At 72.8% G+C, this 22552-nt stretch carries 19 protein-coding genes; 5 read left to right on the forward strand and 14 right to left on the reverse strand.

Translation table 11 applies throughout. From position 1 onward, the window contains the following. Positions 1-141: 141 nt before the first annotated feature. Entirely contained in the window at positions 142-1350 is a 1209-nt protein-coding gene (locus ACIRPP_RS26370; RefSeq protein WP_403647509.1) for a S8 family peptidase, read from the reverse strand. Positions 1351-1825: 475 nt separating this feature from the next. Here ACIRPP_RS26370 and ACIRPP_RS26375 point away from each other — a divergent pair, with 475 nt between their 5' ends. Continuing rightward, a complete protein-coding gene (locus ACIRPP_RS26375) occupies positions 1826-2200 on the forward strand; it encodes a hypothetical protein (RefSeq protein ID WP_031102064.1) in 375 nt (124 codons plus the stop codon). A 197-nt stretch (positions 2201-2397) separates the two neighbouring features. Then, positions 2398-2754 carry a helix-turn-helix transcriptional regulator gene (locus ACIRPP_RS26380; RefSeq protein WP_031102065.1) on the forward strand — a complete coding sequence of 119 codons (357 nt, stop codon included), beginning with the start codon at positions 2398-2400 and terminating at the stop codon, positions 2752-2754. 111 nt (positions 2755-2865) lie between these two features. On the opposite strand, the gene ACIRPP_RS26385 is transcribed toward ACIRPP_RS26380, so the two are convergent. From ACIRPP_RS26385 to ACIRPP_RS26400, 4 genes are all read right to left on the reverse strand, one after another. Further along, entirely contained in the window at positions 2866-3129 is a 264-nt protein-coding gene (locus ACIRPP_RS26385; protein WP_403647513.1) for a GlsB/YeaQ/YmgE family stress response membrane protein, read from the reverse strand. A 129-nt stretch (positions 3130-3258) separates the two neighbouring features. Further along, complete coding sequence (locus ACIRPP_RS26390; protein ID WP_192232894.1) at positions 3259-3834, reverse strand: TerD family protein; 576 nt, start codon at positions 3832-3834, stop codon at positions 3259-3261. A gap of 122 nt (positions 3835-3956) precedes the next feature. Continuing rightward, complete coding sequence (locus ACIRPP_RS26395) at positions 3957-4937, reverse strand: sporulation protein (protein WP_403647516.1); 981 nt, start codon at positions 4935-4937, stop codon at positions 3957-3959. Positions 4938-5176: 239 nt separating this feature from the next. Beyond that, complete coding sequence (locus ACIRPP_RS26400; protein WP_403647519.1) at positions 5177-5371, reverse strand: hypothetical protein; 195 nt, start codon at positions 5369-5371, stop codon at positions 5177-5179. A 113-nt stretch (positions 5372-5484) separates the two neighbouring features. Between ACIRPP_RS26400 and ACIRPP_RS26405 the strand changes: the two genes are divergently transcribed. Continuing rightward, a complete protein-coding gene (locus tag ACIRPP_RS26405; RefSeq protein ID WP_403647522.1) occupies positions 5485-6234 on the forward strand; it encodes a Crp/Fnr family transcriptional regulator in 750 nt (249 codons plus the stop codon). A 33-nt stretch (positions 6235-6267) separates the two neighbouring features. Here ACIRPP_RS26405 and ACIRPP_RS26410 read toward each other — a convergent pair whose 3' ends face one another. The 7 genes from ACIRPP_RS26410 to ACIRPP_RS26440 form a co-directional block, all read right to left on the reverse strand. After that, entirely contained in the window at positions 6268-7488 is a 1221-nt protein-coding gene (locus tag ACIRPP_RS26410; RefSeq protein WP_403647525.1) for a hypothetical protein, read from the reverse strand. Continuing rightward, a complete protein-coding gene (locus tag ACIRPP_RS26415) occupies positions 7488-9440 on the reverse strand; it encodes a dynamin family protein (protein WP_403647528.1) in 1953 nt (650 codons plus the stop codon). The genes ACIRPP_RS26410 and ACIRPP_RS26415 overlap by 1 nt, the downstream gene beginning before the upstream one ends. Positions 9441-9477: 37 nt before the next feature. Beyond that, positions 9478-11325: a dynamin family protein gene (locus ACIRPP_RS26420; protein ID WP_403647531.1), complete on the reverse strand. Its 1848-nt coding sequence runs from the start codon at positions 11323-11325 to the stop codon at positions 9478-9480. A gap of 4 nt (positions 11326-11329) precedes the next feature. After that, positions 11330-13300, reverse strand: a complete 1971-nt coding sequence (locus ACIRPP_RS26425; RefSeq protein WP_403647533.1) for a dynamin family protein — start codon at positions 13298-13300, stop codon at positions 11330-11332. Positions 13301-13520: 220 nt separating this feature from the next. Further along, the gene (locus ACIRPP_RS26430) at positions 13521-14630 is read right to left on the reverse strand and encodes an AI-2E family transporter (protein WP_403647536.1); all 1110 of its coding nucleotides are present in this window, start codon (positions 14628-14630) and stop codon (positions 13521-13523) included. A gap of 64 nt (positions 14631-14694) precedes the next feature. After that, positions 14695-15918, reverse strand: coding sequence for a glycoside hydrolase family 64 protein (locus ACIRPP_RS26435; RefSeq protein WP_403647539.1), 1224 nt, complete (start codon positions 15916-15918; stop codon positions 14695-14697). 132 nt (positions 15919-16050) lie between these two features. Beyond that, positions 16051-16899, reverse strand: a complete 849-nt coding sequence (locus tag ACIRPP_RS26440) for a GntR family transcriptional regulator (RefSeq protein ID WP_403647542.1) — start codon at positions 16897-16899, stop codon at positions 16051-16053. A 407-nt stretch (positions 16900-17306) separates the two neighbouring features. Between ACIRPP_RS26440 and ACIRPP_RS26445 the strand changes: the two genes are divergently transcribed. Further along, on the forward strand, positions 17307-18731 hold the full coding sequence (locus ACIRPP_RS26445; protein WP_403647544.1) for a cellulose binding domain-containing protein: 1425 nt from the start codon (positions 17307-17309) through the stop codon (positions 18729-18731). Positions 18732-18896: 165 nt separating this feature from the next. After that, positions 18897-19556: a CBS domain-containing protein gene (locus ACIRPP_RS26450; RefSeq protein WP_403647547.1), complete on the forward strand. Its 660-nt coding sequence runs from the start codon at positions 18897-18899 to the stop codon at positions 19554-19556. An 82-nt stretch (positions 19557-19638) separates the two neighbouring features. Here the strand turns inward: ACIRPP_RS26450 and ACIRPP_RS26455 are convergent, their stop codons facing one another. Further along, on the reverse strand, positions 19639-20733 hold the full coding sequence (locus ACIRPP_RS26455; protein ID WP_403647550.1) for a glycoside hydrolase family 5 protein: 1095 nt from the start codon (positions 20731-20733) through the stop codon (positions 19639-19641). A 153-nt stretch (positions 20734-20886) separates the two neighbouring features. After that, positions 20887-22494, reverse strand: a complete 1608-nt coding sequence (locus tag ACIRPP_RS26460; protein ID WP_403647553.1) for an MFS transporter — start codon at positions 22492-22494, stop codon at positions 20887-20889. Between the last annotated feature and the right edge of the window lie 58 nt (positions 22495-22552).

Genomic DNA, 22552 nt, shown 5'->3' on the forward strand with positions numbered 1-22552 from the left:
GGGGCGGGGGGGCGGGCGGGGGGCCCCCCCCCCCCCGGCGGGGGGGGGGGGGGGGGGGGGCGCCCGCCCCGGGGGGGGGGGGGCGGGGGGGGCGGGGGGCCCCCCCCCCCCCCCCGGGGCTGCTGCCCAGTGGGCGGCGGGCTATTCGGTGATCTTCAGGAGCTTGTTCGGGGTGCCCTCGCCCGGGTTGCCGATCTTGTCGGCGGTGGCTCCGTCGGTCAGGGCGGTGGCGACGGCGTCGGGCGTGGCGTCGGGGTGGCCGGCCAGGTAGACGGCGACCGCGCCGGCGACGTGGGGGCTCGCCATCGAGGTGCCGGATATCGTCTTGGTGCCCTGGTCGCTGTCGTTCCAGGCCGAGGTGATGTCGGAGCCCGGTGCGTACAGGTCGACGACGGAGCCGAAGTTGGAGAAGTCGGACTGGGCGTCGTCCTTGGTGCTGGAGGCGACCGTGAGGGCCTCCGGGACGCGGGCGGGCGAGCCCTGGCCGGCGTCGGCGGACTCGTTGCCGGCGGCGACCGCGAAGGTGACCCCGGAGGCGATGGCCTTGGCGACCGCCGCGTCCAGGGCGGGGTCGGCGGCGCCGCCGAGGCTCATGTTGGCGACGGAGGGCCCCTGGTGGTTCTCGGTGACCCAGTCGATGCCGGCGATGACCTGTTCGGTGGTTCCGGAGCCGTTGTCGTCGAGGACTCTGACGGCCACGATGTCGGCCTTCTTGGCGACGCCGTGCGCGGCGCCGGCGATGGTGGCGGCGACGTGGGTGCCGTGGCCGTTGCCGTCGTCGGCGGTGTCGTCGTCGTCGACGGCGTCGTAGCCGTGGCTGGCGCGGCCCTCGAAGTCCTCGTGGGTGACGCGGACGCCGGTGTCGATGACGTAGGCGGTGACGCCCTCGCCGGCCTGGTCGGGGTAGGTGTACGCGGCGTCGCCGGCGGTGTCCTCCTGGTCGACGCGGTCGAGGCCCCAGGACGGCGGGTCGGACTGGGTGGCGGTGGCGTGGAGGGTGCGGTTGGCGACGACCTTGCCGACGGCGGGGTCGGCGGCGAGGCGCTTGGCCTCGGCCTGGGTGAGGCCGGTCGCGGAGAAGCCGTCGACGGCGGCTCCGTAGGACCGGCTGAGGGTGCCGCCGTACTCCTTGGCCAGGTTCTTCTTGGCGGTGGCGGTGGTCTCCTCGTCGAGCAGGACGATGTAGCTGCCGGCCACGGCTCCTTCGGCGTTCAGGCCGTACACGGTGCCCTGGGCGGGTGCGTCGGCGTGGGCGGCGGGTGCCGTGAGAAGGGCGGCCGTGGTGGCGGCGGTCGCCACGAAGGTCGCGGCGGTGACCTTGAGTGCGCCGGTACGCATCTGGTGCGTCATGAAGAGGGGTCTCCTCGTCGTGGGGGGATGACCTCCGGCTCGGCGTTGCGCGGAGGATGACGAGAAGAGTGACCAGTTGTCGCGGTCAGATCAATGGCGGTGGCGGCGGCTCCGGGTGACGTCCGGTCACATCTCCACAGGGTCCGCCCAAGTCACAGCCAACCCCGGGGAGAAAGCGCAGGTCGGGGGATTGATTGAACCGGCGACAAGCGGCTGCGGGAACTGTGTGACCATCCCTTCATCCAACCCTCACGGGGGTGGGCGTTTTCGGGGACCGACCGGAGGTGTTTCGCGCACGGGTCGACCAGACAGTCGTTCGTTGGCGCACCTTTTCGATCACTACGGGTCAGCCCCGGTCAGACGCCCCCACATGCTTCCGTCACTTGCCTAACGTTCCGGCACCGGACAGCGCGAGCGCCGCCGCAGGGGTGGCCTCCGCCTGCTGTCGTCACAACTACGAGCAGAGGATGGGTCCATGGCGAGTGTGGAAGTGTCGCTGAAGGAAATCATGACCGCCATCGAAGGGTCCCTCGGGGCAGCCGTCGTCGACTACTCCAGCGGTATGGCCCTGGGCACCCTGGGCGGGGGCAAGGATCTGGACCTCACGGTCGCCGCGGCCGGCAACACGGACGTCATCCGGGCCAAGGTGCGCACCATGGAGCTGCTGGGCCTGACGGGGCAGATCGAGGACATCCTCATCACCCTGGGCGGGCAGTACCACCTCATCCGGCTGGTCACCGGGCGGTCGGGCAACGGGCTGTTCCTGTACGTGGTGCTCGACAAGTCGCGGTCGAACCTGGCGATGGCCCGCCACCAGCTCAAGCGCATCGAGGAACAGCTGGAGGTGTGATCCGCCGCCCGGGGTCCCGGCCGACGCATGCCCACGATGTGAAGACTTCTTCAAGTCACCACATCAACATGATCCCAATTCGCGGATGTGCGCGGCCCCGGGCGAGAAGGATCGGCCCCGAAGGAAGACGCCGGGGCGGCGCGGCCGGGCGCCGCCCCACGGCACGGACACCCCCGATGCGGCAGGGAGAACGCAGCATGCAGGTCCCCCTTTATCAGGCCAAGGCGGAGTTCTTCCGCATGCTCGGACATCCGGTGCGCATCAGGGTGCTGGAACTGTTGCAGCACGGGCCGGTCCCGGTCCGGGACCTGCTCGCCGACATCGACATCGAGCCGTCCAGCCTGTCGCAGCAGCTGGCCGTGCTGCGCAGGTCCGGGATCGTCGTCTCGGTGCGGGAGGGGTCCACGGTGCGTTACGCGCTCGCCGGGGGCGACGTCGCCGAGCTGCTGCGGGCGGCGCGCCGCATCCTCACGGAGCTGCTGGCGGGCCAGAGCGAACTGCTGGCCGAACTGCGGCAGAGCGACGCGCCGGTGTCGGCCGGTCCCCCCGGGTGACGTGCGGGCACGCGGAAGGCTCCCGGGGCGCCGGGTGGTGTCCTGGGCGTCCCGGGAGCGACGGCGCGCGTGCCCGCACCGGCCGGCGGCCCGGGCCCGGACGGGCCCGGGTCAGCTGCGCAGCTTGATCTTGCTGACCGCGACCACACCGAGCGCGGCCAGGGCGATCTGGATCAGCCACTCGACCCAGTCGACGCCCTTGGTGTCGGCGACACCGAGCCCGGAGGCGATGCCGGTGCCGATGAACGCGGCGACGATGCCGATCAGGATGGTCCACAGGACCCCGATGCGCTGCCGCCCGGGGACGACGAGCCGGCCCAGCACCCCGATCACGATGCCGATGATGATTGCGCTGATGACGCCTGAAATCTCCATGAGCGGTCTGTCACCCCTCAGTCGTTGGTGTCATACGGGTGCCCGCTCGGCGGCCCGGCAGTCCCGGCCGCCGCCCGTGCGCGCGCGGGGGCGGGCCGGGCGGGACCGGGCGGACGGCCGCGGCGCTGCTCAGACGTTGACGCCGAAGTCGGCGGCGATGCCCGCCAGTCCGGACGCGTAGCCCTGCCCGACGGCGCGGAACTTCCACTCGGCGCCGTGCCGGTAGAGCTCGCCGAAGATCATGGCCGTCTCGGTGGCCGCGTCCTCCGACAGGTCGTAGCGCGCGATCTCGGCACCGCCGGCCTGGTTCACGACCCGGATGAAGGCGTTGCGGACCTGGCCGAAGCTCTGGCCGCGGTTCTCGGCGTCGTGGATGGAGACGGGGAAGACGATCCGCTCGATCGTGGCGGGCACACCGGCCAGGTTCACCTTGACGGACTCGTCGTCGCCCTCGCCCTCACCGGTGAGGTTGTCACCGGTGTGCTCCACCGAACCGTCCGGGCTGCGCAGGTTGTTGTAGAAGACGAAGTGCTGGTCCGACGGCACCTTGCCGGAGGCGTCGAGGAGCAGCGCGGAGGCGTCCAGGTCATAGTCCGTACCGGTCGTGGTGCGGACGTCCCAGCCCAGACCGACCAGGACCGCGGTCAGGCCCGGCGCCTCCTTGCTCAGCGAGACATTGCCGCCCTTGGCCAGGGAAACTCCCACGGTGTGACTCCTTCTCGGCGTGCGTGGTCGAGGCGCGGTGCGCGGCCCCGCGGGTCGAATCTACAACACTGTAGAAAAAACGGTGGGGCGGCCCGGGGCCGCCCCTGCGGCACGGGGCGCGCTCAGTCCTCGTCCTCCTCGTCACCCTCGAAGAAGTCGCCCACCTCATCGACGACTTCGGCCGCTACCATGCCGCCGACCACACCGACGGCGAGGCCCGCGGCGCCCGCCGCGACGACGGTGCCCATGCCCGGGCCGGAGCGGTGGTGCTCCTCGTGGTGGCCGCCGTGACCGGGCCCGCCGTAGGGGGCTCCGTGGACGTGTCCGCCGTGGGAGGCACGGTGCTCGACCAGCCCGCGGATCCAGCCGTCGACCTCCGCGACCGGGTCGGGGAGGCCCTCGTGAGGAAGCGTGAAGCGGGTGAGTGCGTCGTGGCCCTCGGAGAAGAGGCCACCGCGCCGGTCGGCCTCAAGGACCACCTCCATGCCGCCGGGGTGCGCCAGGAAGGTCACCTCGATCTCGTTGATCCGGTCGGCGTACTGCGGCGCCGGGGTGAGCTCGATCTCCTGGTAGAAGGGCAGTTGCTGCCCGGTGCCGCCGATGTGGCCGTACTCCAGGTCGGCGGACCGGAAACCGAAGCCGAGCTGCCCCAGGGCCTCCAGGACCGACTCCTGGGCCGGCAACGGCGCCACGGCCAGCGCGTCCAGGTCGCCCTTGTCCCTGGCTCCGGCCACCGACAGCTCGGTGCGCACCCCGAGCACGATGCCCAGCGGCTGCCCGTACAGCTCGGTGATCGGCGTCTCCCAGGGCAGCGTCACGGCGAACGGCACGTCGTGGCGCTCCCCCTCGGCGAGGCGGAAGCCGCCGCCGACGGTGAACCGCTCGAAGGCGACGACGCCCTCGCTCTCGCCCTCCTCGTGCTCGGCCTCGACCCGGGCCACCAGCTCCAGGGTGATGTGCTCGATCTCGAAGCCGGCGTTGCCGCCCTGGAGACGGACCTGCCCGGTGAGGGTGCCGCCAGGGCGGACGGGGGCCGGGTCGAGGACCGTGTCGACGGTGGGGCCGCCGACACCGAGCGAGCCGAGCAGTCGTTTGAACACCATGGTGGCGTCCACTCCTTACGCATACGTGTGCCACGAGGGGCCCGCTCCACCCGGGCGCGGGCCTTCTACAAACGCGTAGAGCATAGAACCGCGGAAGGCGGCGAAACGGCAGGTCGGGGCGTGTGGGCGGGGAACGGCCGAAAACCGTCCTGCCCGGCTCGCGGGGGCCGTTACGGGGTGATACGGGCGGTGCGGGGGCGGCCCCGTGCGGCGGCCGGGGCGGGGCCGTTCCCTCCCGCTCAAGCCTCGCCGTGGGCGCTCCCGTCGGCGGCGGGCGGGGCGTCGGAACCGGCGGCGGGTCCGGCGCCCTCGTCGCGCGTCCCGGCCTCTGAACCGGCGGTCACCGGCCGGTCGGCGAGGTCGCGGCGCAGGTCGGCGCCGGCCCACTGCACCCCCGTGAACCGGCCGAGGCGCAGCCGGAGCCGCGGCACCACCTTACCTGCAAATCGGGGAAAAGGTCCGGGAGTTGAGACGACTGCTCCATACTTCCCAGTGAGACCCCAGAGGGGCATCACGCACAAAACGAACAGCGATTCGAGGGCTTCGTATGGCGCCACCGCTTTCCCGCAGCAGACCCGTCCGGCGACCGGAGACCGACACCAGCCCGTGGCCCGCCACCAGCCTCCTCGGCGGCCTCCCCCGGGAGATCCGCGACGAGATGACCGGTCTCGGGCGCCGCGAAACCTTCGAGAAGGGCGAACGACTGCTGCGCGAGGGCGAACACGGCTCGCACGTCCATCTGTTGCTCAGCGGCTGGTACAAGGTGGTGGCCCGGACGGAGGACGACCGCGAGGCACTGATGGCGGTCCGCACGGGCGGGGACATCGTCGGCGAACTGGCCTGCTTCGACGCGCTGCCCCGTGTGGCCACCGTGATGGCGGCGGGCCCGGGCGTCACGCGACTGATCGGCCGCCAGGAGTTCAACGACTTCCTCGCCGCCCACGACACCGTGGCCCGGGAGGTCATGCGGGTGGTGGCGGGCAAGCTGCGCTGGTCGACACGGCGGCGGCAGGAGTTCGGCAGCTGCCCGGTGGAGATGCGCATCGCCCGGGTCCTCGGCGAGCTGATGCGGGCCTACGGGCGGCCCGGGCCCGCCGGGACCGTCATCGGGGTGTCGCTGACCCAGCCCGAACTGGCCGCCCTCGTGGGTGCGTCCGAGCCGAGCGTCCACCGGGTCCTGCGGACGCTGCGTGAGGAGCGGGTGCTCGACACCGGCTACCGCAGGATCCTCGTCCGCGACGCGCAGGAGCTGAGCCGCATCGCCGGCACCGGCCCGGACGCGCCGCTGGTCACGTAGGAGGCGGCCGCTGATCGCCCAGGCGCCGGCCGCTCAGTACCCGTCGTGGTGGTGGAGGTACGGGTGACCGTCGTCGTGCCCGTCCGGGCCGTAGGGGCCGTACGGGGCGTCGGTTCCGTACGGCCCGTCGCCGAAGCCGTGACCGTGGCCGCCCGGGTGGTGCGGATCGAGGTGGTACGGATCGGGGTGGTGGGGATCGGGGTGGTACGGATCGGGGTGGTGGGGATCGGGGTGGTACGGGTCCGGGTGGTAGGGGTCCGGGTCGTGCGGGTCCGGAAGGTGTGCCCCCGGATCGTGGGGGTCCAGGTGGTGCGGATCGGCATGGTGCGGAGGGGAAGGCCCGTCGTGCCCCTCGTGCACCCCGTCCCCCTCGTGGCCGGGGTGATGAGGGTCCGGTCGGTGCGGCGCGGTCCCGCCCGGGGCACCGGCCCGGTGGCCGTCCCCCGGACCCTCCCCCGGCCCGCCGTCCTCGTCGAAGCGGTCGTCGGAGATGACCTGGGCAGGGCCGGCGCCGTCCGCGCCGGGCAGGACCCACTCCCGCAGGGTGGCGCTGCGGGAGATCACCGTGGCCGCCAGGTGCGCGGCCCCCAGGGCCGGGACGACGAACTCGCGCAGGGCCGTACGGCCCGGTGAGTGTCCCCAGATGACGGGCTCGGTCCCGGCGTCGCGTGCGGGGGCCGACCGGGGCACGTGGAGCCAGGCGCGGCAGGCGAAGTCCTTGCCGGGCACGACCACGTCCGTCTGCCGGAACCCTGCGGACGGCAGCCGTTCGCCGTGCGGCAGGATCACCTCCCGGTACAGCTCGTCGGGCACCGCGAGCACCAGATCGCTGTGTTCCTCCGCCTCCAGGGCCCCACGCACCACGTCGGCGTCGACCAGCCGGTTGACGAGGACGACACAGTCCCCCAGGTAGCCGCGGTCCGCCCGGGACACCGCGCCGAGGCCCAGCGCCGCCCGCATGCGCAGCCGGCCGAACGCGCCCGGCGCCCGGTTGGCCCGGTGGAGCCCGTCCCGCAGGCCGAGGACCAGCTCGGGCACGGCGCGCACGGCGTCGGTCCCGGCCGGGAACACCACCAACTGTCCGTCTCCCTGGAGCTGTTGCTGAGCCCGGACGCGCAGCACCCGGGCCCGTCGCAGGGCGTGCTCCACGACCAGCCGGAGCCGGTACTGCGCGTCCTCCTGCTCGGGGTAGCTGTGGCGGCTGTAGTGGCGCAGGTCCACGGCCAGGCACAGCCGTCTGCGGTAGCGGGCCATCACATCCTCGCGATCTCGTCGACGAAGTCGCTGAGGTCCTCGTCGGCGCCGCGCAGCAGGGCGTCGACCTCCTTGAGTTCGGCCCGGCGCTGCTCGACCGCCTCCTCGCCCTGCTCCCGGACCTCCCGCGCGGAGGCCACGCTGCGGGCCAGTTCCTCGATGCGGGACGTCAGGCCGCCGGTGACGGCCTCACCGAGGGGTTTCATGGTGCTGTCGGCGAAGGACTGCGCGGCCTGCCGGGCCTGCGTGGGCGCTTCGAGCCGCATCTGGGTGGCCATCTCCCGGCCCACCGCCTCCCGCATCTTCTGTTCCATCCGGCCGCCCGCCGAGTGGCTCTGCCAGAGGCCCTGGACGATGAGTCCGCCGACCAGGGTGGGCAGTCCGAACGGGGTGAACAGCCAGGCCATGGCGATGGCCAGGGTGGGCAGCAGCGTGCGCAGGGCCTCCCTGGCGCCGAACCGGGCACCGACCATGCCGCCCGCCACGCCGCCGATGACGAAGCCCCCCACTCCGGCGAGGAAGCGGGTCAGCGGGCTCTCCTCCTGGCGTTCGCCCGCCGCGGCCGCGCCGGTCGCCCCGTGGATCTCCACGCGGAGCCGGTCCAGACGGGCCTCGAAGGACCCGATTTCCGTGTTGAGGTGGGCGGCGATCTTTTCCAGGTCCTGCGCGATCACGGGTTCCAGGGAGTCGGTCACCCAGCGGGCCACCTTCTCCTCCACGGCCTTGGCCGTGCAGGCGGCGATCTCGCCGGCGACCTGCTGGGCCCGCTCGGGCACCTTGAACGGGTTCAGGCCCAGCTTGGTGGTGATGGGGACCTCGGCGGCGGCCAGCGGTGCCTCGTCGGCGACGGCGGCGAGGAACCCGCCGAGCAGCGTCTCGACCCGTTCCTGGAGCATCCGGGTCTGGTTCGCGAGGTCCATGGAGATGTGCGCGGCCCGGGTCTCCAGGTCCCGCAGCGGTGCCTGGGCGGCCTCCCACCGCCGTTCCAGTTCACCGGCTCTGGAGTCGAGCATGGCGAGTTCGTGCGGGATGTTGCGGTCCAGTTCCCGGGTGAGGCCGCGCAGGGCACGGGCCGGCGCGAGGAGTTTGACCTTGTGGCGCTCGCTCACCAGGTACTGCTCCAGGGCTTCTTCGAGCGGGCCGACGCCGGAGCGCCGGAAGCCCGCGTCGTCCTGCGCGATCCGGGCCCGCAGGGCGGTCTTGCCGTCCACGAAGAAGAAGCGTCCGCGGTCCCGCTCCTGGCCCCGCAGGTCGGTGATGCGCTGCCGGGCGGCGGCCATGACGTCCTCGCGTTCGTGCTCGTCGATGGCGTCGAAATAGGTGAAGACGAAGAACGGGTCGTGGGCCTCCAGATGCGTGGTCAGGAAGGCCGACTCGCTGATACTCATGGGCGCGATGGCGTGCTGGAGGAAGATCACCGCGTCGGCCCTGCTCAGGTACGACAGGGTGATCTCGTCGCGGTGGTTGTGCTCGTTGAGGCCGGGGGAGTCGATCAGCACGACGTTGTTGCGGCACAGCTCCAGCGGCCAGACCACCTCGGCCTTCACGTAGGGGCTGCGTTCGTCGGTTGCCTTGTTGTTGACGGTGATGAGGTCGATCAGCCGCTCGGGCGCCACCGCCTCGGGCTGGACCGCGTCCTCCTTCCACAGGAGGGCGGCGGGCGGTTCGCCGAACCGGACCTCGGTGATGACGGCCGTCGCGGGGACCGCCTTGACCGGCAGCACCTGGGCGCCCAGCAGGGCGTTGACGAAGGTCGACTTGCCCCGTTTGAAGTCCCCCACCACCATCACGTGGAAGGCGTCGTTGTCGAGGCGTTCCAGCAGGGCGGTCACCGCGCTCCCGGTCCCGCCGTCGCCGATCTGTCCGGCGATGCCGCCGATCCGCCGGCCGATCCCCGTCAGCCGGAGCCGTTGCGCGGTGGCCGCGGCGTATCCGCCCTCTTCCACGGTCATGGTCGTCTCGTGTCCTCTCTGTGCCCTCGGCGTGGGGTCAGCTCCGCAGCGCGCTGCGGATGCGTGCGGCGAGTCCGGCGGCGGACCGGGACAGGTCCGTCCAGTCCGTGCCGGGCGTCGCGGGGTCGGCGGCGGCGCTGAGCGCGTCGCTCCACAGCAGGTGCGAGCGGTGGAGCCGGTCGAACGCCTCGTCGTAGACGCCGGACAGGACCTCGTCGGCCTGCCGGCGGAAGTGGGTGGTGCTCTCGTCGACCACGCGGACGAGGACGGCGTCGACCTCCCTGCGCTGCTGCTCGGTGGCGCTGCGGATGGACGACTCCGCGAGCAGCCCGCCGAGCAGGCTGAAGCCGACGCCGTAGACCATCGGCATGGGGGCGGCGCGGACGGCGGCGACGAGGTAGCCGACGACGGCGCCGCCCTGCGCGCCGACCCGGGTGGCGAGCCGGGTGCGGGAGAGGTTGCCGACCTCGCCGGAGATGTCGGGCTCGGCCGACAGGTGCAGGGCGGCCGGGACGCTGCCGGGGGCGGCGTCGGGGAGCCGCTGGGCCACCTCGCGGTCCAGGCGGGCGATGTCGGCGGAGAGGGCGGGGAGCAGGATGCTGCGTTCGGCCGTGCGGGCGAGGACGGACAGCTCGTGGCGCAGCCGGAAGGGCAGGTCGCGTTCCCACCAGACGCCGGGGTCGGGGGCCCGTTCGAGGTCCCAGCGGAGCCGTTCGACGAGGGCGTCGCGTTCCTTGCGGAGGTGCTCGTGGAACCGTTCCACGAGGGCGATGCGGCGGGACGTCAGGTCGATGCGGATCTGCTCCCAGCGGTGTTCCTCCGCTGCCCGCCGGCCGCGGATCCGTTCCGCGGCCTGCGCGGCCTCCTGCTCGGACAGCCGGGCGGCGGCGGTGGCCTCGGCGGCGATGCGGGTCATGGCGTCGCAGTGGTCGGCGACCTGGGCGGCGATCCCGCGGTCCCGCCACACGGCGCGTCCGCTGCTCTCGGCGTAGGAGTCCACCAGCTCGCGCAGAACCCGCAGTTCGTGCGCGCCGCCGCCGGGCGCCGGGGCGGCGAGCACGGGCACGCCGGGCAGGTCGGACAGCCGTGCGCGGAGGTGGTCGAGTGCCTCCTCGCGGTCGTCGGCGTCGACCAGGTCCAGCATGGTGACGACGACAGCGGTGAACGGCACGTGCCGGCACAGGACTTCCTCGTCGAGCAGGCGGCGTTCGCTGAGGCCCATCGGGGAGAGCGCGGAGACCACGAACAGCACCGCGTCGCTGCCGGCGGTGGTGCGGCGGACGAGTTCGAACCGGTCCGTCGTCCCGGCGCTGTTGACGCCGGGTGTGTCGACGAGTTCGAGATCCCGTCCGGCGAGCCAGCCGTCGTGGACGGTGAGGTGGAGCGAGGGTTCCGGGGCTCCCCCGGCGGTCCCGGAACCCTCCGCTTCGGCGGGGCCGGTCAGCCCTTCCCAGGGTGTGGCCGCGGGGGTGGCCCCGGGGGTGGCCGCTCCCCCGTCACCGTCGGTGCCGAGGCGCCGACGTTCCCTGCGGCCGTCCGGCCACCGCACGGTCAGCGCCTCCTCGGGACCCGAACGGACGGTCACCGGGCTCCGGGTGACCGGCAGCGAGCCGGTGGGCAGCAGGTCACGGCCCGTCAGGCGGTTGACGAGGGTCGACTTGCCGCGGTTGAACTCGCCCACGACCGCGACCCGGAACACGGGCCTGCCCCGCTCGACGGCGAGGGCGTCCAGGGCGTCGCGGATCTGCTCCTGGCCGTGCCGGCCGGCCAGTCGGCGGGCCTCCCGGAGCCAGCCGGGGACGGCGCCGACCACGGCGGAGCCGGCGGGCGGGGGGACGGGGTGCGGGAGTGCGGGGCCGGCGTCGGGCCGGGCGGGGGTGCTCACGGAGTCACGGCTCCTGGGGGTCGGGGGCGTGGGCGGTGGCGGAGGTGTCGCGGCGCAGGGCGAGGACCTCCTCGCGACGGCGGCGGGCTGCGCCGGCTGCTTCCTCGGCCGTGGTGATCGCGGCGGCGAGCGTCTCCAGTTGCCGGTCGTGTGCGGCGGTGAGACGGTCGATCTCCTCGCGCCAGGTGGTGTCGTACCGGTGGCGCAGCGCGTCGATGCCCGCGTGGGCGTCCCGGCGGACGCGTCGCACGCAGTCGGCGACGAGGGTGTCGATCTCGTCGTGTCCGGCGGCGATGACGGGGCGGGCCCGGTCGAGGAACTGCTGCCGGGTGGCGTCGGGGCTGCGGGTGCCGAAGGCGGCGCCGAGGACTCCGCCGATGACGGTGCCGAGACCGGGGGCGATCATGCTGCCGACCAGGGCGCCGGCTGCGGCTCCGCCGCCGGTGCGCCAGTTGTCGCTGGTCACGAGGGTGGTGCCGATCGTGGCCAGGGCCGCGTCGATGCCGGACAGGTCGGGTGCGGGCGGCTCGGTCCAGTCCACGGCGGGGGCCGCGGGCGCGGTCGTGTCCTCCCCGGCCAGTCCGGCGAGCCGGTCGTACTGGCGGGCGAAGTCCTTGGCGAGTTCCCCGGCGGCCTCGGCGAGCAGTTCACCGGCGCGTGCGACGGCCGCCCGCACCTGCTGTTCGGCCCGCCCGCGCAGGTGCAGCCTCACGAGGCGGGAGACCTCCTCGGCGGCCTTCGCGGTGTTGTTGATCCTGGTGCCCGCGACGGCGTCGTCGACGGCGGTCGCCAGTTCCTCCCGGGATGCGGTCAGAACGTCGGGCGGCACCGTGAGGAGGGGGTCGGAGCCGACGCGGTCGCGGGCCCGTGCGGCCCAGCCGTGCAGGAACTCGGTGAAGTCGGGGAGGGTGAGGGCGGCCAGTTCGCCGCGGGAGCGGCTGAGTTCGGCCCGGCGGCTGTCGGTGGTCTCCTCGACCGCGGCGAGCAGGTCGGAGAGCAGGCCGTACACGGTGGCGGCGACGGCGGAGCGGCGCCGGTCGGCGGCCAGCCGCACGATCTCGGCCTCGACGTCCAGGAACGGCGCGAGGTGGCCCGGGCCGCCGGGGCCGGGGCGTGGAGCGGCGGCGTGGGCGGGGGTCGCGGCGAGGGCCTCGGTCAGGGCCTTGCCGGGGGCGCACGGCAGCAGGACCGGGTCGGCGAAGCCGAGTTCCCGCAGCCGGTGGGTCACGACCTCGACGGTTTCGGGGTGTTCGTCCTCGTCGAGGAGGTCCAGTTTGGTCAGGACGAAGGCGCACCGGTCGTGGTGGTCGCGGAGCGGGCCGGTGAGGAAGTCCACCAGGGTCATCGACAGGGCGGCGACCGCCGGGACCACGACCAGCGCCACGTCCGCGTGCCGGGCGGCCTCCTCGGCCAGTTCACGGTGCCCCGGGTCGGTGACGCTGAACCCGGGTGTGTCGATGACGGTGACGTCACCGCCGAGCAGGGCGACGTCGGTGAGCACGTGCAGACCGCGGACACAGTCGGCCAGGTCGGTGGTGAGCACCCGGTGCAGCGCGTCCTCCAGACGGTCGCCGTCCGTGCCCGGGGCCCGGCCGGCCCAGTCGTCGAAGCTCTGCGACGGCCAGGTGAGCACCACGTCCTCGTCGGTGCGGACGGTGAGGCCCTCGGCGTCCTCGCGGTGCCGCAGCACCGTGGTGGTGCGGGTGGTGACCCGGGCGGAGGAGGGCAGCAGGCGCCGGCGCAGGAAGGCGTTGAGCAGGGTGCTCTTGCCGCTGGAGGTCTCTCCGAACACGGCGACCCGCAGCTCCGGGTCGTCGGCGCGGCTGCGCACCGCCCACAGCCGGGACCGCAGCGCGTCACGGTGTTCGGCGAGGAGGTTGACGCCGGAGAGCAGGCCGTGGACCCACCGCAGATGTCCGGCGACCGCCGGGGCCCACGGTCCGGCCGGGTCCTTCACCATCGGCTGAACTGTCACGGCGTCACCGTAGAGGCGGCGTACGCACCGTCTTCTCATCACATGATGGGATTGCTCCCGGTCGCGTGAGCAGGGGTCACCGCGTCGCATGAAAAGGGGTCACCGCGTCACGTGAGGAGGGGTCACCGCGTCACGTGACACCCCGTCGGACCGGTGCCCGCACCGCGCCCGGCGTCCCGGGCCGGCGGCCTCGCGGGCTCCGGTCCCCCCTCCCCCGGGGTCAGGCGGCGGGTGCGGGATCCGGCTCGCCGTCGTCCGGTCGCTGCGGCGGTTCGAGGAGCTGCTCACGGAGGTGGTTCCAGATCACGGCGATCAGCGCGGCGACCGGTACGGCGAGCAGGCTGCCCACGATGCCGGCCAGGCTGCCGCCGAGCGTCACCGCCAGCAGGACGACGGCCGCGTGCAGACCGAGCCCGCGGCTCTGGATCATGGGCTGGAACACGTTGCCCTCGAGCTGCTGCACCCCGACGATGATCGCCAGCACGATCAGCGCGTCCATCAGGCCGTTCGACACCAGCGCGATGAGCACCGCGACGAACCCGGCGAACAGGGCACCCACGATGGGCACGAACGCGGACACGAAGGTGAGCACGGCCAGCGGCAGCACGAGCGGGACGTCGAGGATCCACAGCCCCAGACCGATCAGGACCGCGTCGATCATGCCGACGAGGGCCTGGGAGCGGACGAACGCGCCGAGGGTGTCCCAGCACCGGCCGACCGTCACGGGGACGTGCACGGAGAGCCGGCCGGGGAGCTGGCGGGACAGCCACGGCAGGAAACGCGGCCCGTCCTTGAGGAAGAAGAACATGAGGAACAGGGCGAGGACGGCGGTGACCACTCCGCTGAACACGGTGCTGACCCCGGTGACGACCGTGCCCGCGATGGTTCCCGCGCTGTCCTGCACGCGCGCGGTGGCGGCGTCGAACGCCTCGGCGATCTGGTCGTCCCCGATGTTCAGCGGAGGACCGGCGGCCCAGTCGCGGAGCCGGTCGATGCCCGCGACGACGCCGTCGGTGAGCTGTCCGGACTGGTCGGCGACCGGCACCGCGATCAGCGCGACCGTGCCGGCGGCGATCGTCAGGAACAGCACGGTGACCACCGACGCCGCCACGGCGGGACGCAGACCGCGGTTGCGCAGGGCCCGTGTGGGGGGCCAGGTCAGCGTGGTGAGGAGCAGGCCGACGACGAGCGGCCAGACCACCGGCCACATCCGGCCCAGGACCCAGAGCACCACCGCGGTCAGCAGCAGGACCAGGAGCAGTTCACCGGAGATGCGCGCCGAGGTGTGGAGCGCGGCGCGCGCTTTCCTCGAACTCAACGTGGCAGACATGGGGTCACCCTATGGGGCACCCGGCATCCCGCCGCGGCCCAGGTCGGACGTGGCCGGCGGGCGGTCAGTCGAGGGGCTCCAGGGTCAGCCGGGCCTGGCGCGGTCCGCCGTCGTGGACGAGGGACTCGTGGTGGCCGACGTCGTCGAAGGCGAAGGCGTACGCCTTGCCGTCGGCCATCTGCGCGTGGACGGCGCGGGCGTAGTGGTTGGTCACCGGGTCCCGGTAGAAGGCGGCCGGACTCGTGTCGGGCTGCTGGGAGTTGACCAGCAGGGTGGTGCGGTTGAAGCCGGCGCAGAGGGTGCGGGAGATGGGGCCGCGCGCCTGGTCGTTGGGGGCGTCGAGCCTGCGGTGGCAGCCGAAGACGGAGGAGGCGTCGGGCTTGTCGAAGCCGGTGACGACCGCGCCGGAGGTGTCGGTGAAGCGCATGACGCCGCCGGAGACCCGGCCCGAGTAGCGCACGGCGGGCCGGTCGGCGAAGGGGGTGACCGTCAGGGTGGAGGTCGTGTACTTCTGCCAGACGCGGTCGATGTAGTCGTCCATGACGGTGGCGGGCAGCGCTCCGGTCTCCACGCCGTACAGGGGTGACAGGGCGCGCAGCACGGTGCCGTCGGGCGCGGTCTGGATCAGGCCGGACCAGCCGCCGGGTTGTCCCCGCAGCGCGTCGAAGAGGCCCCGGTACCCGCCGGGCCTGAGTTTCCCGGCGCTCACCGAGCTGCCGTCGGCGCGCTGGAGGCCCACGGAGTAGGGCGCGGAGAACATGTCGACCTGGGTGCTGTTGAGCCACAGTCCGTCGTCGTTGAGCGTGTACTCGGACCAGTTGAACAGGATGTCGCGGTTGGGGTCGGTGGGGTTCTGCACGGCGGGCTGGACCAGTCCGCCGGTGGTCAGCTTGAACACCAGCTTGCGGCCGTAGGAGAAGTAGATGCGTCCGGAGAACTTGGGGACCCTGATGGTCTTGGACTGTCCGGCGGCCGGGCCCGGGATGGCGGCGTCGGGTGCGGGGGTCGGTGGGTTGCCGCCCGCGGGCCACGGGTGGAACGTGCCGTCGGCGTCGGCCCAGCCCTGCCGGCCGGTCGAGAGCTGGGTGCCGAGGTTGTAGACGTACACCTGGTCCGCGCGGCCCGAGTTGTTGGTGATCGTGAGGGGGATCGTCGCCGGGACCGCGGCCGCCGTGGCGGGTGTGGCGGCCCCGGCCGGGGCGGCGCCGGTGGCGAGGAGGGAGCCGGCGAGCATCGTGGCGAGGGTCAGCCCCGTGGCCAGGGTCTGCCGTCCGAGAGTGCGCAGCATGCTTGTTCTCCGTTCGACTGTTGGGGATTCAGCCTTCTGAGAGCGCTCTCAGCGTTGCGCGGTGGCAGGGACCTGTCAATGCACACGGAGGGGGTTGTTCCGGTGCCGGGCGGGGCCGGGAAGCCCCGCCGTTCACCGCCCTTCCTGCACCACCCCACGGGTGGAGAAGGTGACCGGGTCGCCGGGCGGGAAGTCCCCCGGCGGGATGCCGGGGTGGTGCCCCTCCGCCCGCGTCCGGGGCCGCGGCGGGCGGGGGCCGAGGGCGAGCCGGGAAAAGATGCGGTACCGGTCCCCGCGGTAGAGGGAGTGGACGTATTCGACCGGCCGGCCCGCGGTGTCGGTGGTGAGGCGCTCGAAGAGCAGGGCGGGCGACAGTTCGGGCACTGTGAGGAGGGCGGCCTCGGCCCGGGTCACCACGGTGGGCTCGATGGACTGCACCGCTTCCGCCACCTGCACCCCGTGCCGGTCGCGGAAGTGCTCGTACAGATCGCCCTGTTCGAGTTCCTCACCGGTCAGGTCCGGGAGGAGTGCCGCCGGGACGTGCAGGTGCTCGATGGCCATGGGCACCTCGTCGACCAGCCGGAGCCGGGCCACGTAGCAGATCCCGGCTGCGGGTGACATCCGCAGCTTGCGCCCCACCCGGGCACCGGCGGGCAGGGTGCGCAGTTCCATCAGCCGGCTCGTCCACCGCCCGCCCGCGCGGGGCAGGCCGAAGGAACCCCGGTCCGGGACGAGTTCCTGGGTGATCTTCTCGTCGGCGACGAACATGCCCCGCCCGTGCTCACGCACCAGCAGTCCGGCGACGACCAGTTCGTCCACCGCCGCGCGCACCGTGGGCCGCGACACCCCGAGCCGGGCGCACAGGGTCCGCTCGGACGGGATGGCGTCACCGGGCCGCCGCTCCTCGATCAGGTCCAGGATCGCGTCGCGGACCCGCTCCCGCTTGAGCACCGCACCCGAGGCGGCGGCGTCGATCTCCATGCGACTTCCTCGCTCTCGTCGGCGGGGCACTGGTATGCCTTCTCACCTTAACTGGCCGGACGACAGGGGGCGTTGATATCGCCCCATGGCCGCCGCCCCCCTCCCCGACAGGGCCCCGGCCCGTCAAAAGGCACTGTGACGCGAAGGGTTGACGACGTCATTGGTCCATGCCACGTTCGGTTCCGGAACCAACTGGTAAGGCGACGGCGGACAACTGGTCAGCACCGACGGGTCCGTTGTCCACACCGTCGACGCCGTGCCCGACGGAACGCCCGTGCGGACCGGTGTGCCCCGCCCCGCTGCCGTCCGGAATCCCGGCGGCACCCCGGGCCCGCCCCGGCGCTCCCCCGCGCACCCTCCCCCCACTCCCCACCCCCGCCGCGGCGGGGACCTCGAAAGGACCCCGGATGAGCACCCGTCCTCCCACCTCGCGCCGCGCCCGGGCGGCCCTCGCCGTGACCGCCTTACTGGCCGGCACGGCCCTCACCGCCCTGCCCGCCGCCACCGCCTCGGCCGCCGACGGTGACCTCGCCGTCCAGTACCGCACGAGTGCCACCGGCGCGGTCGCCGATCAGAGCGAGCCCTGGCTGAAGGTCCGCAACACCGGGGCCACCACCGTCCCGTTGAGCCAGGTGCGGATCCGCTACTACTTCAAGGCGGACGCGCCCGACGCCGCCTACCGCTTCGCCTGCTCCTGGGCGGTCCGGGACTGTTCCGCCGTCACCGGCACCTTCGGGCGGCCGGCCCACCCCACCGCGACGGCGGACCGCTACCTGGAGATCGGTTTCACCGCCGCGGCCGGCTCCCTGGCGCCCGGGGCCGACACCGGTGACATGCAGCTCCGCTTCCACCGGACGACGTGGCAGCCGGTGCGGCAGAGCGACGACCACTCCTTCTCCGGGGACCGGACCGCGTACGCCGACTGGGACCGGGTCACCGCCCACCTCGGCGGGGAGACCGTGTGGGGCGCGGCGCCGGGCGGCGACGACCCCACCGACCCCACCGATCCGACCGACCCGGGCGGCGGTCGGACCCTGTTCGACGACTTCGACTACGCCTCGCACACCGACCCGGACCTGTCGGCCCACGGCTGGCACGTGCGGTCCAACTCCGGCGGCCCGGGCGTGCCGGGCGCGACCTGGGACCCGTCCCGGGTCACCTTCGCCTCCTCGGGCGGACAGTCCGTGATGAACCTGCGGTCCTCCAGCGCGGGCACGGGCGCCTCCACCGTCCACACCGAAGTCCTCACCCGGGACATGAAGTTCAAGAACGGCACCTACGCGGCCCGGGTCCGGTTCTCCGACGCGCCCGTGCACGGACCCGACGGCGACCGTGTCGTGCAGACGTTCTTCACCATCAACGACCTCACGGCCCCGATGGCCGACGACTACGCGGAGTACGACTTCGAGTACCTGCCCAACGGCGGCTGGGGCGAGCCGGCCAACATCCTCTACACGACCTCGTGGGAGACCTACAACCCCGAGCCGTGGCAGGCCGTCAACCAGCACAGCGAGAGCCGGCGGAGCTTCGCCGGGTGGCACGACCTCGTCGTGACCATCGACGACCGGGCCATCACCTACTACGTCGACGGCCGGTTGTTCGGCACGCACGACGCCGCGTACCTGCCCGAGCGGCCGATGTCGATCAACTTCAACCAGTGGCTGATCGACCTCGAAGGGCAGACGTCCACCACACCCCGCGCCTATGACCAGCAGGTGGACTACGTGCTGCACGTCAAGGACCGGGTGCTCACCCCGGCGCAGGTCTCGGCCCGCGTCGACGCCCTCCGCGGCGCGGGCACGTCGTTCGTGGACGAGGTCCCGGCCCCGTAACACGGACGGCCCCGGTGCCGCTCCGGCACGCCTTCCGCTCCGTCGCCCGGCCGTTGTGTCGCCCCCCGTGCAGGTCATGGCGGACAATGATGTTGGTGACGGCCGCCCGCGCACATCGGCCGTCCCCGCGTGGGCCGTGCGCCGGAGTGAGGAGGAAGCGCCGCGATGAACCACCGGAAGGTGCGCGACGTCATGAGCGACGCGGTCGTCCGCATCCAGGCCGGCACGCCGTTCAAGGAGATCGCGCACCTGCTGCTCGAGTACGACATCACCGCCGTGCCGGTCGTGGACACCGAGGACCGTCCGGTGGGCGTGGTCTCGGAGGCCGATCTCCTGCACAAGATGTGGGGCCGTCAGGACGGCGACACCGGGGACCGCACACCGGCGTCCCGGCCCGCGAAGGCGTGGGCCGTGGACGCCGCCGGGCTGATGACGTCACCGGCGCTGTGCGCCCAGGAGGACTGGAGCGTCGTGGACGCCGCCCGGGTCATGGCCCAGCACGGCGTCAAGCGGCTCCTGGTGGTCGGTGCGGACGGCCGGCTGACCGGGGTGGTGAGCCGCAGCGACCTGCTGCGCGTGTTCGTCCGCAAGGACCAGGCGATCCGGACGGAGATCGTCGAGGACGTGCTGGTGAGGTCGCTGGGCGAGTCCCCGTCCGCGGTCGACGTCACCGTGTCGCACGGGTTCGTGGTGCTCACCGGGCGGCTGTCGTCCGGTGCCGCTCCGGCGAAGCTGGTCGAGCTGTGCCGGGACGTCGACGGCGTCGTGGAGGTGGAGTTCCGGCCGGTGCCGGACGGCGACGAGGGTGCGTCGGACTCGTTCTGAGGCCGGCTTCGAGGGGCCTTCCGCGGGGCCCGCCCGGGCCGGGCGGTCCGGGCGGTCCGGGCGGGCGGGTCCGCGGCGGGCCTCAATGGGTGGGGAAGTCGTCCGGGGTCCTCATGCGGTCGCGGACCCACACCCCGGCGGGCTTGAGCGAGGAGGTGCCGGTCCACGGTCCGCCGGCCGCGCAGGTACCCGGGGCGAAGACGGCGCCCGAGCGGTGGTCGTCGGAGAAGTTCCAGTTGACCCAGCTGATCTTCTTGGCGGCCATGAGGTCGAGGTAGCGCGCGGATTGGGCGAAGTCGTCGGGCCCCTCCCCGGCGCTGTTCTGGGTGCCGAACTCGGTGACGAACACGGGGATCCGGCCGGCCGCCCGGGACAGCGCCGACAGGTACGCGTCGCCGTGGCTGGCGGCGTAGAAGTGGAACGTGTACATGATGTTCGGGGCGTCGACGGGATCGGCGACGACCTCGGACTCGTCGGAGCCGTCGGACACGCCGAGGGAGGACCAGCCCCGGGTGCCGACGAGGACGGGCGCGTCGGCGTCGATGCCCCGGATCACCGGGATGATCCGCTCCGCGTAGTCCTTGACGCGGGACCAGCTCACGTGGCTCGGCTCGTTGGCGATCTCGTAGAGGACGTTGTTCTTCCCCTGGTGGCGCCGGGCGATGTCGGTGAAGAACGCGCGGGCGTTGTCCAGGTTCACCATCGGGTCGCCGGGGTCGAGCATGTGCCAGTCGACGATCACGTACATGCCGCGTTCGGTGGCCTGCTCGATCAGGGAGCTCGCCAGCTCGGTGAAGCGCCGGGGGTCGGTCTCGTAGCCGCCCTCCTGGACATATGTGGACACGCGCAGCACGTCGGCCTTCCAGTCCTTGGCCAGGGCGTCGAGGGAGCCGCCGGTCAGGCACTGGGCGTACCACTGGGTGCCGTGGGAGCTCATGCCGCGCAGCTGGACGGGGTGGCCGTGCTCGTTGCAGAGGCTGGTGCCGCAGACCTTCAGCTGTCCGTTGACGGCGACGGGCGTGTCGGCCGCGGGCGGGGCGACAGGCTGGGCCGCCGACCGGACGGCGTCGTCGGGGGCGGCCGGGGCGGCGGCCGCGGTGGCAAGGGTGAGGAGCAGGGCACTGCCGAGGGCCGCCAGGACCGCGGCCGGACGGGGGTGGGGTCGTGCCGGTCTCATGGGGGGTCTCCGTTCGCCCGTGGGGGGAGAGGGTTAGGAAACTTTCCTAACGGGATGGAACCGGAACGGGGCCCGTATGGCAAGGTTCACGACCGTCGCAATGACGCGGCAGCACCACGCCGCCGGCCCTCGGGCCGGCGGCGTGGCCGTGGTTCAGCGGGTCTCGGCGGTGGACGGCTCGGGCGTCTCCTCCGTCACCCGTCCGCCGGGGTGGCGCAGGGAGAACAGGAAGGCGATGCCCAGGGCGATGGCCATGCCGTAGAACACCCACTGGTTGGCCTCGGCGAAGTCCATCCGCACGGCCGCCATGGTCTCCCGCATGGACTCCGCGGCCCGGCCGCTGCCCTCGGGGACGCGTTCGTCGGCGTTGCCGGTGACGGCCTCGGTCACGCTCCGTGCGACATCGCGGGCCTCCTCGGGCGGGACGCCGCGGGACTCCAGGGTGTTGACGACCTTGTCCGTGGTGACATGGGCGAGCACCGTGCCGAAAACCGCCAGGCCGACGCTCGCCGCGTAGTTGCGCACCGTCTGCGTGATGCCGGTGACCTCTCCGTAGGAGGCGCCGATGGAGCGGTTGACGGCGTCCGTGGAGGCGGGGGCGAGGAGGAAGCCGATGCCGGCGCCCGCGAGGGCCGCGTAGGGCCACTGGTCGTGCATCGACAGGTCGGTCAACTCACCGGCCCACAGGGCGAAGCCGACGGCGCCGACCACGGTGCCCAGCTTCAGTGCCGGCAGCGCCCCGCGCTTGTCCAGGATCCGGCCGCCCCACTGCGAGGCGACGGCGAAGCCGGCGAAGAAGTACAGCAGGAACAGGGCGGCCTGGTTGGGCGAGGCGCTCAGCGACACCTGCGCGTAGACGGAGGCGAAGAAGAACAGCGGGACGAAGGCGAGCATCGCGAAGAACAGCACGATGGAGTCGATGGTGAACGCCCGGTCACGGAAGACCGACAGGTTGATCAGCGGATGGCGCACCCCGCGTTCGTGGCGGACGAACAGCGCCAGCACGGCGAGTCCGCCGACGATGCACGCCCAGGTCGCCACGTTGTCCCAGCCCCAGGAGAACGCCTGCTGGAAGCCGAGGACGCTCAGGCCCATGCCGACCGCGATCAGGACGGCGCCGCCGACGTCCAGCCGTTCCTCGCGCCGCCGGTCCACGATGTGCGCCATGGCCGTCAGCACGAGCGCCACGAGCGCCACCGGGACGTTGACCCAGAAGATGGCGCGCCAGGTCCACGCGGTGAGCCAGCCGCCCAGCAGCGGGCCCAGGGCGGTCAGCGCGCCGGACAGGCCGAAGAACAGCGCCAGGGCCCTTCCCCGCCGCTCGACCGGGAACACGGCGACCACCACGGCGAGCGCGGCCGGGAAGAGCAGTGCCGCGCCGAGGCCCTGGGTGGCCCGGAAGACGATCAGCCAGGTCTGCGCGAAGTCCCCGCGGGGCACGCAGCCGCACAGCACGGACGAGACCACGAACACCAGCGTCCCGGCCACGACCACGCGCCGCGCCCCGAGAAGGTCCGTCAGACGGCCGCCGAGGGCGAAGAACGCCGCCAGCGACAACAGGTAGGCGTTGACGACCCATTGCATGCCGGAGGTGGACAGCCCCAGTTCGTGGTCGATGTCCGGGGCGGCGATGGCCACGATGGTCTGGTCGATGAACGTCATGGCGACCGCGAACAGCATGGCCGCCAGGGCGACGTTCTGCCGGGCCCGTCCGCTCGAGGGCGGCGCGGCCCCTCCACGTCCCGCGTTCTGGACCTTCATTCGACCAGTCTGCGTCGGAACGGGTGACGCCGCATCCGCTGGCAGAACCCCCCGGGAC

Origin of the sequence: Streptomyces sp. NPDC101219 (assembly GCF_044767675.1) — a bacterium.
Taxonomy (GTDB): Bacteria; Actinomycetota; Actinomycetes; order Streptomycetales; family Streptomycetaceae; genus Streptomyces.

What these genes read in the sequence shown, in the direction of transcription:
- ACIRPP_RS26370 (WP_403647509.1), bottom strand. Translation starts at nt 1,350, where the DNA reads ATGACGCACCAGATGCGTACCGGCGCACTCAAGGTCACCGCCGCGACC.
- ACIRPP_RS26375 (WP_031102064.1), top strand. Translation starts at nt 1,826, where the DNA reads ATGGCGAGTGTGGAAGTGTCGCTGAAGGAAATCATGACCGCCATCGAA.
- ACIRPP_RS26380 (WP_031102065.1), top strand. Translation starts at nt 2,398, where the DNA reads ATGCAGGTCCCCCTTTATCAGGCCAAGGCGGAGTTCTTCCGCATGCTC.
- ACIRPP_RS26385 (WP_403647513.1), bottom strand. Translation starts at nt 3,129, where the DNA reads ATGGAGATTTCAGGCGTCATCAGCGCAATCATCATCGGCATCGTGATC.
- ACIRPP_RS26395 (WP_403647516.1), bottom strand. Translation starts at nt 4,937, where the DNA reads ATGGTGTTCAAACGACTGCTCGGCTCGCTCGGTGTCGGCGGCCCCACC.
- ACIRPP_RS26405 (WP_403647522.1), top strand. Translation starts at nt 5,485, where the DNA reads ATGGCGCCACCGCTTTCCCGCAGCAGACCCGTCCGGCGACCGGAGACC.
- ACIRPP_RS26410 (WP_403647525.1), bottom strand. Translation starts at nt 7,488, where the DNA reads ATGGCCCGCTACCGCAGACGGCTGTGCCTGGCCGTGGACCTGCGCCAC.
- ACIRPP_RS26415 (WP_403647528.1), bottom strand. Translation starts at nt 9,440, where the DNA reads ATGACCGTGGAAGAGGGCGGATACGCCGCGGCCACCGCGCAACGGCTC.
- ACIRPP_RS26430 (WP_403647536.1), bottom strand. Translation starts at nt 14,630, where the DNA reads ATGTCTGCCACGTTGAGTTCGAGGAAAGCGCGCGCCGCGCTCCACACC.
- ACIRPP_RS26435 (WP_403647539.1), bottom strand. Translation starts at nt 15,918, where the DNA reads ATGCTGCGCACTCTCGGACGGCAGACCCTGGCCACGGGGCTGACCCTC.
- ACIRPP_RS26440 (WP_403647542.1), bottom strand. Translation starts at nt 16,899, where the DNA reads ATGGAGATCGACGCCGCCGCCTCGGGTGCGGTGCTCAAGCGGGAGCGG.
- ACIRPP_RS26445 (WP_403647544.1), top strand. Translation starts at nt 17,307, where the DNA reads ATGAGCACCCGTCCTCCCACCTCGCGCCGCGCCCGGGCGGCCCTCGCC.
- ACIRPP_RS26450 (WP_403647547.1), top strand. Translation starts at nt 18,897, where the DNA reads ATGAACCACCGGAAGGTGCGCGACGTCATGAGCGACGCGGTCGTCCGC.
- ACIRPP_RS26455 (WP_403647550.1), bottom strand. Translation starts at nt 20,733, where the DNA reads ATGAGACCGGCACGACCCCACCCCCGTCCGGCCGCGGTCCTGGCGGCC.
- ACIRPP_RS26460 (WP_403647553.1), bottom strand. Translation starts at nt 22,494, where the DNA reads ATGAAGGTCCAGAACGCGGGACGTGGAGGGGCCGCGCCGCCCTCGAGC.